Source organism: Naumannella cuiyingiana (assembly GCF_013408305.1).
In the GTDB taxonomy this organism is placed as follows: domain Bacteria; phylum Actinomycetota; class Actinomycetes; order Propionibacteriales; family Propionibacteriaceae; genus Naumannella; species Naumannella cuiyingiana.
Genome location: NZ_JACBZS010000001.1, coordinates 1 through 13,073 on the forward strand (window position 1 = coordinate 1; position 13,073 = coordinate 13,073).

Sequence of the window (13,073 nt, forward strand, 5' to 3'; positions counted from 1 at the left end):
TGTCGGCATCCATCCGGGCGACGACGTCGTTGCGGCAGGCGGCCAGCCCCTCGGTGAGCGCTCCCGAGAGCCCGATATTGGTGCCGATGGACACGTGCACGAGCCGGACGGGGCAGTCCCCGCGGGCGTGCTCGATCGCGGCAGCCAGCTCGACCGACACCGGCCCGTCCTGCACCAACACCACCTCGTCGGGGGCGCGCTGCTGTTCGGTGGTCACGCTGCGCAGGGCGCGGCGGAAGTGGTCGGGGCGGTCGCCGGCATAGACCGGCAACAACACGGAGAACGGTTCGACGCTCACGGGCGGCCCCCGAGCGCGCGCTGCCCGACCACCAGCGGTGCGGGCAGGTCGGCGAGCACGTCGGCATTGTGCCGCGGTCCGCGGGCCAGCCCGTCCCGCAGGCCGCGGACGAGTCCGTCGGCCAGCACCCGCCGCCGACGCGAGCGCGCGATCGTCCTGGCCCACCGCCGCAGCGTGGACCCGACATAGAGCAGCCGCTCCAGCGGCCCGAGCGAGCGGCCGCGCCCGAGCAGCCAGACCTTGTTGCGTACCTCCAGATAGAACCGCGGGCCGGGATCGGCGTCGGTACCGCCGAACACCTTGGTCTTGTGCGTGACGGTGCTCCCCCGCACCAGATAGCCGCGGCCGTGACGCAGCAGCCGGGTGGTGAACTCGAAGTCGTCGTTCCACAAGAAGTAGTCGGCGATCGGCAGCCCGGCGCGGCGCACCGCCGAGGCGCGGACCAGGGTGGAGACGAACGAGGCCGAGCGGACCGGATACGCGCCGACGCGCTCGGCGTCCCCGCGATCCGCGGCGTCCGCGAACGGCCGCACCCGGGGCATGTTCATCGGGTGGTCGCGGCCGTCGGTCCAGACCACCCGCGAGGCGAGCAGCTCCGGCTCTGCCAAACGATCCGCCGCGTCGAGCAGCGCGCCCAGGGCGCCCGGCCCCGGCACGGTGTCGTCGTCCATCAGCCAGACCCAGTCCGCCCCCTGCCCGGCCAGCAGCGCGCGTTCGACACCGACGGCGAACCCGCCCGCCCCGCCCGTGTTGCGCGGCAGGGTGGTCAACTCGACGGCGGGAAACCGCTCGGAGACGAGCTCGCTGGTGCCGTCGGTCGAACCGTTGTCGACGACGACGATCCGGTCGGGGACCCGCTCCTGGGCCAGTAGCGCCGTGAGGGTCTCGGTCAGCAGCTCGCGCCGGTTGTACGCGACCACGACGGCCGCGACGGACTTGCGCTGCATGCATCTCCCTGGAGGTCGCTCGGCGGGCCACGGTTCGCCCGCGCGGGAACGCTACCCGACGAGGCTGTGCGCCGCATGAGCGAACGCGGCCACGCGCCGACCAGAATCGTGGCTGCTGCGTGTTAGCGTCGGCGTCGCGTTGTGCCCGGGACGGGCGGGCGCGAAGCTTCCCGAAAGGCCGATCCGACCGATGTCAGACCGATCCCCCGCCACGCGTCCTCCCGCGGCTTCCGCCGGATCGACGGCCGTGCCGTCGGCCGGCGATCTCTACACCGCCGGTCTGGCTCGCGTACGCCCGCAGTCGGGTGAGCGCGGGCCGGTGCGACAGCGGGTGGCGTCCACCGGAGCGTGGTGGGCGCTCGCGGCGCTGGCGACCACCGCCGCGATCGTCATCCGGGTCATCGTGGCGCAGTCGGCCGTGGCGCCGCGCGCCCCGTGGGACGAGATCGGGATCCTGGCGATGGCGAAGCTGATCGCGGGCGTACCGCACGTCACCTTGATGTCTGGCGCGGGCTACTACCCCGGCTATTCGTTCCTGCTCGCCCCGATCTGGTGGGTCACCGACGACCCGCGCACGGTCTACGTGGTGGCCGTCGTCGTCGGGAATGTGCTCTCGGTCGCGACGATCTGGCCGATCGCCACCGTGGCGCGGCGCCTCGGGCTCGGCCTCGCCCCGGCGATCACCGTCGGCGCGATCGTGGCCTGCCTGCCGTCGCGTACCGCCCTCGGCGATTACGTGCTCGCCGATCAGCTCCTCGGCTTCCTGCTCGCCTGGGTCGTCGCGGCCGCGTTCTGGGTCTGGGCCCGCCCGACCGTGCCGCGCACCCTGGTCTTCGTGGCGCTGGTCAGCGCCGCGCACCTGACCCACATCCGCGCGCTCGTGGCGGTTGTGGCGGCGGGAGTCTGGCTGGTCTGCCTGCTGCGCCGGCGGATCGTGCCGGCGCTGGTCGGGCTCGCCGCGCTGGTGGCCGGCTACTTCGCCGTGCGCTGGCTGGTCGGCGTCACGACCGCACGCATCCTGCTGAACGACTTCGGTCAGGAGGGCAACTTCCTGGAGAACCTGCGCACGACCTGGCCGGAGTTGTTCGCGCGGGTGACGGTCGCGCACACCTGGGCCCAGCTCGTGGCCACCTTGGGGCTTGCCCTGCTCGGCGCGCTGGTGATCATCGCCTGGAGCTGGCAGGAGTTGCGCCGCTTCCGCACGGTCGGCCCCGTCGGCTTCGTCCTCGGCCTGGTCCTGCTGGGCACCGCGGTGGGCATCCTCGGCTGGGTGGGCCCGGCCGAGACGATGTCGAAGGCGGCGGACCCGCGCTTCGACGTGTGGATCTACACCCGCTATCTCGACTCGTACGCCGCGCTCGCCGTCGCCTTCGCGCTGATCGCGTTGTTCCGGGTGACGCGGCTCGGCCTGCTCGCGCTCGCCACCGTGCTCGGGGTGACGCTCAGTCTGATCATGATCTTCGCCGTCGCACCGATCGTGCCGACCTACGGCAGCAACTACGGGCCGGGCAACACGGCCGGTGTGCAGACCTGGTCGTGGCTGTGGCCGCGCGGCGAGAAGTTCCGCCGACCGCTCGTGCCGACCCTGGACAATCCGAATCGGTTCTTCTGGTGGGCCTCGATCGCCGTACTCGCGACCTCGCTCGTCCTGCTCGTGTTGCGCCGCTGGGCGAAGGCGGTGGCGCTGTTCCTGACGGCGCTGTTGACCACCGCCGCAATCATCGGCAATCCCGAACAGGGCCGCGACACCCCCGACAAGATCACCGCGGCCGTGGTCCGCGCCGAGCAGCTCACCGGCCGCACGCAGAACGTCGACGTCGACGTAACCTGCCGGATCTCGGAGTACCGGCGCGCGCAGGCGTTGAACTGGGTCGGTTACTGGCTCGGGCCGCGCCAGGTCGACGTGGTGTCGAACCTGAACGGCTTCCACGACGATCTGGTGTTGGCGTGCATCCGGTGGTCCGTCGCCGACGACTTCCGCGCCGTGCCGGTCGACGGTACGCAGTTCTACGGCTATCAGTTGTATGTGATGCCCGGCGCCACCCAGGACGCGATGCGGCGCGACGGCATGATCAAGTAGGAGCGCCCGGCAGCCCGTCGCGGCGCATTCGGTCCACCATCGGCCGGTCGGGGTCCAGCCAGTCCAGCCGGGAGAGCTCGTCCGGCGGGAGCCAGACCAGCCGGTCGTGACCGTGGCCCGGCGTGGGCTCGGGGCTGTCCGGGCGTACCCATGCCCACCACAGGCGCAGCTCGAGGCGCTCGTCGATCGGCCAGGCGCCGCCGGCATCGGGAGCGATCTCGGGCCCCAGCTCCGCGCGCACGCCCAACTCCTCCACGAGTTCGCGGGCCAGCGCGTCCGTCGGCCGCTCCCCCGGTTCGACCTTGCCGCCGGGGAACTCCCAGCGGCCGGCCAGCGCGGGCGGATAGCGCCGCCGGGTGGCCAGCACCCGCCCGTCGCGGACGATCGCGGCCGCGACCACCAGCGTGCGCGTCATGCCTTCTCGTGGCGGGCATTGCGCGCCCAGACGAAGCAGTAGACGCCGAAGCAGGCCAGGCCGAGCGCCAGCGCGCTGAGCAGGAACGGGCCGAACGGCTGGTCGAGCAGGGTACGCAGGGCGTCGTCCATGCCGCCGGCCGCACCCGGGTCGTAGCTGATCCCGGCCCAGGCGAACAGCGCGCCGACGATGCCGAGCGCGACCCCCTTGGCGACGTAGCCCGCGGTGCCGAGGCGCAGCGCCCACTGCGGGACGGCGCCGTCGAGGTCGTCGCGGAAGCTGCGGCGTACCCCCTTGACGATCTGCGCGACGCCGATGCCGAGGATCACCGCCCCCGCGAGCACCACCAGCGCCTGCCCGAACGGCAGCGCCAACAACTGCGCCGAGGCGCTCTCCTGGCTGGCATTGGAATCGGACTGTGCCCCGCCCGTGGCCGCCCGCGCGGCGCTGATCCCAAGCAGCAGGTAGATGATCGCCTTGCCGACCGAGCCCGCCCGGCGGGCGTACCGCTTGGGGGTCTCGATGTGGGTGTGGCCGATGGCCGCCTCCAGCAACTGCCACAGGGTCAGCGCGAACAGCCCGACCGCGACGATGATCAACAAGACGTTCCCGAAGGGTTGGGCCGCGAGCTGGCGCAGCGCGCCCGTGTTGGACGCGTCTCCGCTGCCGAGGCCCCAGGCGAGCTGTAGCGCGATCCAGGCGATCAGCAGGTGGACGATCCCGTAGCTGACCAGCCCGAGCGCGACGAGCGCCTGATAGGGCTTGCTCTGCTGGATCGCCTCGCCGGCCTGCTCGCCCCGGTCCGCGGCCTGTTGGCCCGCTCGTTTCGCCCGGTCACCCACGTCGCCCATCGCACACCCCTCCCTGTGCCTACTCGTCCCGGATCACGACTTGTCCGCCGCGGCGGCTTTGGCGGCCGCCTTCTGCTCCTTCTTGTACGCCCGCACCTGCTGGAGGCTGGCCTCGTCGGTGACATCGGCGACGGACCGGTGGCCCGCCGCCGCGTAGTCGCCCGCCGCCGCCTCCCAGCCGGTCGGGCGTACCCCGCGCTGCTTGGCGATCAGGGCGAGGAAGATCCTGGCCTTCTGGTCGCCGAAGCCCGGCAGCGCCTTGAGGCGCTTGAGCACGGTCGCCGCGTCGTCGACGCCGGCCCAGATGTTGGCGGCGGCGCCCGCGTAGTCCTCGACCAGCGCGCTGGCCACCTGCTGCACCCGCTTGCCCATCGAGCCCGGGAAGCGGTGCACCGCGGGCGGGCGCGAGCACAGCGCCACGAAGGCGTCCGTGTCCATCGCCGCGATGGCCGCGACATCGAACCTGCCGCCCATCCGCTCCGCGATCACGGCCGGGCCGGAGAAGGCCTTCTCCATCGGGATCTGCTGGTCCAGCGTCATCCCGATCAGCAGCGCGTTGTCGTCGCGGTCGAGCAGGTCGTCGGCGGCAGGATCGCCGGTGATGTGCATCGCCATGAAGATCATCCTCTCGCACCCCCATCGTGCACCATCCCCGGCCCGCCGCGGACCGAACCGCAGCCGCGGGTCGAACCGGCAGCCTCGGGTCGAACCGGCAGCCGCGGGTCGACCCGCCAGCCGCGGGCCGAACCGGCAGCCTCGGGTCGAACCGGCAGCCGCGAGGGTTACTCCGCTCGCGTGTGCCGATTGCGTTCGCGGCTGCGGGTAGCCCAGGTCATCCGCGGGCTGAACCGGCAGCCGCGGGTCGAACCGGCAGCCGCGGGTCGGGCCGGCAGCCGCGGGTCGAACGTGCAGCCGCGGGTCGAGCCGGCAGCCGCGAGGGTTACTCGGCTCGCGTGTGCCGGTTGGGTTCGCGTCTGCGGGTAGCCCAGGGCATCCGCGGACTGAACCGGCAGCCGCGAGGGTTACTCGGCCCGCACCTGCCGGTTGGGCTCGCGGGTGCCGGTTGCGTCCGCGGCTGACGGTCGGGTACGCCGGGACCGCCGGCTCAGAGGTTGATCATGTGGCCCGCGATGCCCTCGACGCCCTCCTTGAGCACCTCGGTCAGCGTCGGGTGGGCGTGGATGTTGCGGGCGACCTCGTCGGCGGTCAGGTCCCACATCTGGGCCAGCGTCAGCTCGGGCAGCAGCTCGGTCACCTCGGGCCCGATCAGGTGCGCGCCGAGCAGCTCGTTGTGCGCCGCATCGGCCACCACCTTGATGAAGCCGACGGTCTCGCCGAGGCCCTGGGCCTTGCCGTTGGCGCTGAACGGGAACTTGGCGACCTTCACGTCGTAGCCGCGCTCCTTGGCCTGGGCCTCGGTGTAGCCGAACGACCCGATCTGCGGCTGGCAGTAGGTGGCGCGCGGGATCATGTCGTAGTTGATCGGCATGGTGTCGGCGCCGGCGATGGTCTCCGCGGCGACGACGCCCTGCGCCTCGGCGGTGTGGGCGAGCATCAGCTTTCCGGTCACGTCGCCGATGGCGTACACCCCGTTGACATTGGTACGCATGAAGTCGTCGATCTCGATCGCTCCGCGGTCGGTGGTGGCGACGCCGGCCTTCTCCAGGCCGTAGCCGGTCAGCCGCGGCGCGAAGCCGATGGCCTGCAGGACCTTGTCGGCCTCCAGCACCTGGGAGTCGGATCCGTCCGCGCCGCTGACGATCACCCTCACCCCGTCGGGATGCTCCTCGATCTTGTCGACCTTGGTCGAGGTGAGCAGTTTCACGCCGAGCTTCTTGTACGCCTTGGCGAGCTCGGCGGAAATCTCCGGGTCCTCGGTCGGCACGATCCGGTCCAGGAACTCGACGATGGTCACGTCGACGCCGTAGTTGGCCATCACGAAGGCGAACTCCACGCCGATCGCGCCGGCGCCGGCGACGATCACCGACTTCGGCAGCTCGTTGGTGAGGATCTGCTCCTCGTAGGTGACCACTCGGTCGGACACCTCGGTGCCCGGCAGCAGCTTGGTGGTCGCCCCGGCCGCGATGATGCAGTTGTCGAAGGTCAGCGTCTCGGTGCCGCCCCCGTTCAGCTCGACCTCGATCGTCTTCGGGTCGGTGAAGGTGCCCCAGCCGTCGAACTCGGTGATCTTGTTCTTCTTCATCAGGTAGTGCACGCCCTTGACCATCCGGTCGGCGACCTGGCGGCTGCGCGAGTGCGCCACCCCGAAGTCGAAGGTCGCCTCCCCGCTGATCCCGAAGGTCTTGGCCTGGTGGTTGAAGATGTGGGCCAGCTCCGCATTGCGCAGCAGCGCCTTGGACGGGATACATCCGACATTGAGGCACACCCCGCCCCAGTACTTCTTCTCCACGATGGCGGTCTTCAGGCCGAGCTGGGCGGCCCGGATCGCGGCGACGTAACCGCCGGGGCCGGCGCCGAGCACGACGACGTCGAAGTGTTGTGCACTCATGGGCTCAACTCTAGGGCCCTTGATCGGCCACGTATCGTGAGGTCTGAGCGCGTCGACTGGAAATATCTCGTATATGAGTTACGGTGGTCCGCGTGACGATGACCGATACCTCACTCGACCGCATCGGCTCCCTGATCCGCGACGCGCGCAAGCATCGCGGTCTGACTCAGCATCAGCTCGCGGAGCTGTTGGGCACGAGCCAGAGCGCGATCCACCGGATCGAGGCCGGGAACCAGAACCTGAGCATCGACATGGTCGGCCGGATCGCCCGCGCGCTGGACAGCGAGTTGATCACCGTCGGCCGGACGGGCCCCGAGCACCTGCGGGTGCAGGGCGGGCGCCCGCTGTCGGGCCGGATCTCGGTGCTCACGTCCAAGAATGCCGCGGTGGCGCTGCTCTGCGCCTCGCTGATCAACCGCGGCACCACGACCCTGCGCAACATCGCACGGATCGAGGAGGTGAACCGGATCCTGGAGGTGCTGACCAGCATCGGGGTGCGGGCGACCTGGCTGCCCGGCACGAGCGACCTGGTGCTGGAGCGGCCGGACGAACTGGACCTGGACGGCATGGACGCCGAGGCGGCCCGGCGTACCCGCTCGATCATCATGTTCCTGGGCCCGCTGCTGCACTACTACGAGGACTTCCGCCTGCCGTACGCCGGCGGATGTGATCTTGGCGCGCGGACCATCGAGCCGCACCTGCAGGTGCTGCGCCGGTTCGGGCTGCAGGTGGAGGCGACCGAGGGCTACTACCACTGCACGGTCGATCCGGACGCCGCGAGCCTGGACCGCCCGATCATCCTCACCGAGCGCGGAGACACGGTCACCGAGAATGCCCTGATGGCGGCGGCGATGACCCCCGGTACGACCGTCCTGCGCAACGCCTCGTCCAATTACATGGTCCAGGACCTGTGCTTCTTCCTGCAGCAGTTGGGGGTACGCATCGAGGGCATCGGCACCACCACGCTGACCGTGCACGGGGTGGACGAGATCCACACCGATGTCGAGTACTCCCCCAGCGAGGACCCGATCGAGGCGATGAGCCTGCTCACCGCCGCGATCGTCACCAACTCCGAGCTGACCATCGAGCGGGTGCCGATCGAGTTCCTCGAGATCGAGCTGGCGATCCTCACCGAGATGGGTCTGGACTTCTCGCTCAGCGAGGAGTACGCGGCGCGCAACGGGTTCACCCGGCTGGTTGACCTGACGGTACGCCCGTCCAAGCTGCGGGCGCCGATCGACAAGCTGCACCCGATGCCGTTCCCCGGGCTGAACATCGACAACCTGCCGTTCTTCGGGGTGATCGCGGCCTCGGCCGAGGGCGAAACCCTGATCAACGACTGGGTCTATGAGAACCGCGCGATCCGGATGACCGACCTGAATCGCCTCGGCGCCCAGGTCACGCTGCTCGACCCGCACCGGGTTCAGGTCAAGGGCCCGACCCGCTGGCGCGGCCAGGAGGTCGTCTGCCCGCCCGCGCTGCGGCCGGCGGTCTGCCTGCTGCTCGGCATGCTGGCCGCCAAGGGCACCTCGATCCTGCGCGATGTCTATGTGATCAACCGCGGCTACGAGGACCTGGCCAACCGGCTGAACGCCGTCGGCGCCCAGATCGAGCGTTTCTCCGACTGAGCCGGCAGCGAGATCAGCTCGCCGGGCTGATCCGCAGCGTCAGCAACTGGAAGGGGCGCAGCGCCAGCGCGGTCCCGTCGCCGTCGGTGCGCACCGCTCCGGACGCCTCCGGTGGCGTGCGCTCGATCAGGTCGGTCTCGCGGATCTCGCCCGCCGGGAAGCCGGTGGTGAGCAGGCCGTCGGCCCGCCCGCCGAGCGATTCGTAGAGCCGCACGATCACGTCGCCGCTGCGGTCCTCGGCGAGCTTGATCGACTCGACCACGATCGCCGGGTTGTCGATCCTGATCAGCGGATCGACCGGCTGCGTCGCGGCGAGCCGGCGGGGCTCGAGATTGGTCCGGTAGCCGAGCTCGACGGCCTCGGCGATCCCCGCCCCCGGGCGTACCGCCACCACGTGGCGATGCTCGCCCTGATCGGCCTCGGGGTCGGGATACAGCGGCGCGCGCAACAGCGACAGCCGGACCGTGGTCGCGCGCCCGCCGCCGGCTCGCGGGGTCGCGACGACCTCGTGGCCGTAGGTGGCGTCGTTGGCGATCGCCACCCCGTAGCCGGGCTCGCCGACATGGAGGAAGCGGTGCGCGCAGAACTCGAACCGCGCCCACTCCCACGAGGTGTTCACGTGGGTCGGCCGTCGGACGTGGCCGAACTGGGTCTCGGCGCTGGAGTGCTCGGCATGCACGTCGAGGGCGAAGCCGAGCTTGAGCAGCTTCTGCCGCTCGTGCCAGTCGGTCACGGTCTCGATCTCCAGCGCGTCGGCGCCCGGGCGCAGCACGATCCGCTGGGTGATCGTCGACCGCCCGTGATCGCGACTCACGGTGACGACCGCACTGCCGTCGGGCTCGACCGCGGCCTCGCTGGCCGAGGCGTCGGCGAGCTCGACGACATTGCGCCGGTAGTGCTCGTCGATGTCCCAGGCGTCCCACTGATTGGGAATGTCCCGGTGCAGTTCCAAGACATTGCCCGCACCGCCGGGCGCGATGGCCTCCCGTCCCGACGCGGCGTCGATCAGCGAGGTGATGCGGCCGTGCGGGTCGATCACGGCGCGCACCGATCCGTTGTCCAGCACGTGATTGTCGCCGTCGGCGACCACCGTCGCCGGCGTTGCGGTGGTCGGCGCGCCGATCGCCATCGCGGGTACGCCGTCGCGCGCGTGTGGCGCCGCATTGGCGATCATGGTCGACCCCGCGGCGGAGTCGCCGAGCACGCTCAGTGCCTGGGCGATGATCTCCTCCAGCCGCGACTGGATCGCGGCGTAGTTGCGCTCGGCATCGGCGTGCACCCACGCGATCGAGCTGCCCGGGAGGATGTCGTGGAACTGCTGCAGCAGCACGAGCTGCCACAGTTCGGTCAGCTCGTCATAGGGGTACGCCGCGCCGCGCAGCAGCGTCGCCGTGCTCGCCCACAGCTCGGCCTCGCGCAGCAGATGCTCGCTGCGGCGGTTGCCGCGCTTGGTGCGGGCCTGCGAGGTGAGCGTCCCCCGGTGCAGTTCCAGGTACATCTCCCCGCGCCAGGTCGGCGGATTGGTGTCCAGCTCCCGGGCCTCGGTGAAGAACGCCCGGGGCGTGCTGAACCGGACCCGCGGCGAGCCCTCCAGGTCGGCGGCCCGCCGCCCGGCCGCAAGCTGCTCCCGGGTGGGACCGCCGCCCCCGTCGCCCCAGCCGAAGGGCGCCAGCGACAGGTTCGCGCGGGCTGCGTCGGCGTAGTTGCGCTCGGCATGGGCGAGTTCGTCCTGGCTGAGTTGCGCGTTGTAGGTGTCGACCGGCGGGAAGTGGGTGAAGATCTTGCTGCCGTCGATGCCCTCCCACCAGAAGGTGTGGTGCGGCATCTTGTTCGTCTGGTTCCAGGAGATCTTCTGGGTCAGGAACCAGCGGGCGCCCGCGGCTCGGGCGATCTGCGGCAGGCCGGCGGAATAGCCGAAGGAGTCCGGCAGCCAGACCTCCTCGGTGTCCACGCCGAAGTTGTCGAGGAAGAAGGTCTTGCCGGCGACGAACTGACGAGCCATCGCCTCGCCGCCGGGCATGTTGGTGTCGGATTCGACCCACATCCCGCCGACCGGCACGAAGCGGCCCTCGGCGACCTTCTCGGTGATCCGGGCGAAGACATCCGGATAGTGCTCCTTCATCCACGCGTACTGCTGGGCCGACGAGCAGGCGAAGACGAAGTCGGGATCGCGGTCCATCAGGTCGCAGACATTGGAGAAGGTACGCGCGCACTTGCGGATGGTCTCGCGGACCGGCCACAGCCACGCCGAGTCGATGTGGGCGTGCCCGACCGCGTACACCGTGTGCGCGCTGGCGCTCGCCGGACGCGCCAGCACGTCCGCGAGTTGATCACGCCCGGCCCGGGCGGTGCCGGGCACGTCGTCGGGGTCGACGGCGTCCACCGCGCGCTGGGTGGCCGCCAGGATCTCGGCGCGGCGCGGTGAGCTCTCGGGCAGTTCGGCCATCAGCCCGTCCAGCACGTCCAGGTCGGCCAGCAGCTCGATGATCACCTCGTCGAGCAGTGCCGCCTCCACCGTCCGCAGCCGGTACAGCGGATCGCGCGGTGCCGTGGCCTTGTCCCCCATCGGGCTCGGCCGGAAGTCGGTGTTGAGATCGGGGTTGCCGGCGGCCTCGACCAGGACGTCGATCGCGTCGCCGGTGACCGGAAGCCAGGAGTTGTAGGGCTCCAGCGCCTTGATGATCGTTCCGTCGGGCCGGTACGCCAGCGCCTCGGCCTGGAAGCCGGGACCGCCGGTCCAGCCGAGATCGACGATCAGCTCGGCTCGCGTGCCCGGCTGATCATGCCAGGCGCCGGGGATCGCCCCGGTCAGGCGGAACCAGGTGGTGCCCCACGGTCGCCCCCAGGGATCGCCGATGTCGGCCCGGGTGTAGCTCGCGGCCGCCGCTTCGTCGAACGGCACGGGCTCGCCCGGCGCGTCCCATCGGGTGATCGTCAGCGGGACGCGGTCGCGGACCACCGCGGGCTCGAGATGATCACGACGGAAGCGGGCCAGCCGCTCCTGCAGCAGTGCACGTTCGGGGTACATGACTCACTCTCGGTCGGGTCCATTCATTCAATCCGATGGACTTAATCCTGGTCAAGACGATTCAGGCTCCGATCAGGCTCCCCGGCCGGGGAGCCAGGAAGCGGTTCATCACCAGGGCCGCGGCACCGTAGGCGGTCACCGTGTCACCCTGCACCGAGGGCAGCACCCGGACATCGTCCCGATCGACCAGCCGTGGCCGCATCGCCGACGCGAGGTCGGCGAGGTAGCGATCGCTGACCCGCGACCACAGCGGCCCCCCGACGACGACATGATCGACATCGACGAGGTTGATCAACTGGGCCAGCACGGCGCCGGCCGCCGTCACCGACTCGTCGAGGACGCGGCCGGCCGCCGGGTCGCCGTCGGCCGCGAGCAGCACCAGCCGGGTGAACGCTTCGTCGACCGCGACCGGGTCGTCGGGGTCGACCTCGGGCACGTCGACCCCGAGCTCGCGTGCCTGGCAGATCAGGTCGCCCGGGATCACCCGGTCGGCGAACCGGAGCGGCGCGCCGGAGTCGTCGGTGGTCAGCACGCCACCGATCTCGCCGCTGTTCCCGCTCCGGCCGCGCCAGACCTCCCCGCCCAGCACCAACCCGGTTGCGACGCCCGTGCCGAGGTAGAGCAGCACGAAGTCCTCGTGACACCCCTCGCGCGCCCACACCTCCGCGACGGCCGCCGCGTTCACGTCCTTCTCCATCAGCACCGGTACGCCGGCCGCCGTCGCGAGGTCGTCGCGCAGCGGGACGTCGTGCCACTGGCTCAATTGGGGTGGCGTCAGCAACACTCCACGGCTGTCGTCGATGGGGCCGGGGACGGCCAGGCCGATGCCGAGCAGCCGGTCGGGGTCGGCGCCGCAACTCCCGGTCAGATCGGCGACGGTCTCCACCACCTGGGCCACGATGTCGGCAGGTTTCGTTCCCGGCGGGGTCCGCCTGCGCAGCCGCCCGGCCACCCCGCCGGCCAGATCGAGCAGGGTGTAGGAGACGGTCGCCGGGTCGAGGTGGACGCCGACGGCGCAGGCGCCGGCGGGATTGACCGTCAACGGGCGCGGTGGTTTGCCGCGGCCGCGCGGGACGGCCGCCCCTTCGGTCACCAACCCGCTGTCCAGCAGCCGGCCGACGATGTTGGACACCGTCTGTGGCGCGAGCCCGGAGCGGTCGCCGAGATCGATCCGGCTCACCTGACCATTTGCCCGCCGGATCAGGTCGAGCACCAGCACCTGGTTGAAATCGCCCATGGCGAGTTGTGATGCCGCCTTCGGCATGTGGCCCACCCCCTCGATCATCGCCCGCCTTCCCCGGGGCCTGTCGGCCCTTG

10 protein-coding genes are annotated in these 13,073 nt (G+C 70.9%); 2 read left to right on the forward strand and 8 right to left on the reverse strand.

The genetic code is table 11. The annotated features are described in order from the left end of the window. Together GGQ54_RS00005 and GGQ54_RS00010 are read right to left on the reverse strand one after the other, a co-directional pair. A partial coding sequence (locus GGQ54_RS00005) for a glycosyltransferase (protein WP_179443520.1) occupies nucleotides 1-298 on the reverse strand: 298 nt, incomplete at its 3' end. Next, nucleotides 295-1,245 (reverse strand): glycosyltransferase, encoded by a 951-nt coding sequence (locus tag GGQ54_RS00010; RefSeq protein ID WP_179443521.1) that lies wholly within the window; start codon nucleotides 1,243-1,245, stop codon nucleotides 295-297. The genes GGQ54_RS00005 and GGQ54_RS00010, both read right to left, overlap by 4 nt. A 247-nt stretch (nucleotides 1,246-1,492) precedes the next feature. On the opposite strand from GGQ54_RS00010, the gene GGQ54_RS00015 reads away from it, so the two are divergent. After that, a complete protein-coding gene (locus GGQ54_RS00015; RefSeq protein ID WP_179443522.1) occupies nucleotides 1,493-3,325 on the forward strand; it encodes a hypothetical protein in 1,833 nt (610 codons plus the stop codon). On the opposite strand, the gene GGQ54_RS00020 is transcribed toward GGQ54_RS00015, so the two are convergent. The 4 genes from GGQ54_RS00020 to lpdA form a co-directional block, all read right to left on the reverse strand. Next, nucleotides 3,318-3,740, reverse strand: coding sequence for a (deoxy)nucleoside triphosphate pyrophosphohydrolase (locus tag GGQ54_RS00020; RefSeq protein WP_179443523.1), 423 nt, complete (start codon nucleotides 3,738-3,740; stop codon nucleotides 3,318-3,320). The genes GGQ54_RS00015 and GGQ54_RS00020 overlap by 8 nt on opposite strands. After that, entirely contained in the window at nucleotides 3,737-4,591 is an 855-nt protein-coding gene (locus GGQ54_RS00025; RefSeq protein ID WP_179443524.1) for a DUF1206 domain-containing protein, read from the reverse strand. Before GGQ54_RS00025 ends, GGQ54_RS00020 begins: the two co-directional genes overlap by 4 nt. Nucleotides 4,592-4,624: 33 nt before the next feature. After that, complete coding sequence (locus tag GGQ54_RS00030; RefSeq protein WP_179443525.1) at nucleotides 4,625-5,206, reverse strand: HhH-GPD-type base excision DNA repair protein; 582 nt, start codon at nucleotides 5,204-5,206, stop codon at nucleotides 4,625-4,627. Nucleotides 5,207-5,696: 490 nt separating this feature from the next. Continuing rightward, nucleotides 5,697-7,100, reverse strand: a complete 1,404-nt coding sequence (gene lpdA / locus GGQ54_RS00035; RefSeq protein ID WP_179443526.1) for a dihydrolipoyl dehydrogenase — start codon at nucleotides 7,098-7,100, stop codon at nucleotides 5,697-5,699. Between the two features lie 98 nt (nucleotides 7,101-7,198). On the opposite strand from lpdA, the gene GGQ54_RS00040 reads away from it, so the two are divergent. After that, entirely contained in the window at nucleotides 7,199-8,728 is a 1,530-nt protein-coding gene (locus tag GGQ54_RS00040) for a UDP-N-acetylglucosamine 1-carboxyvinyltransferase (protein WP_179446327.1), read from the forward strand. 13 nt (nucleotides 8,729-8,741) lie between these two features. Here the strand turns inward: GGQ54_RS00040 and GGQ54_RS00045 are convergent, their stop codons facing one another. Further along, complete coding sequence (locus GGQ54_RS00045; RefSeq protein WP_179443527.1) at nucleotides 8,742-11,756, reverse strand: alpha-mannosidase; 3,015 nt, start codon at nucleotides 11,754-11,756, stop codon at nucleotides 8,742-8,744. A 61-nt stretch (nucleotides 11,757-11,817) separates the two neighbouring features. Continuing rightward, complete coding sequence (locus tag GGQ54_RS00050) at nucleotides 11,818-13,041, reverse strand: ROK family transcriptional regulator (protein ID WP_179443528.1); 1,224 nt, start codon at nucleotides 13,039-13,041, stop codon at nucleotides 11,818-11,820. Between the last annotated feature and the right edge of the window lie 32 nt (nucleotides 13,042-13,073).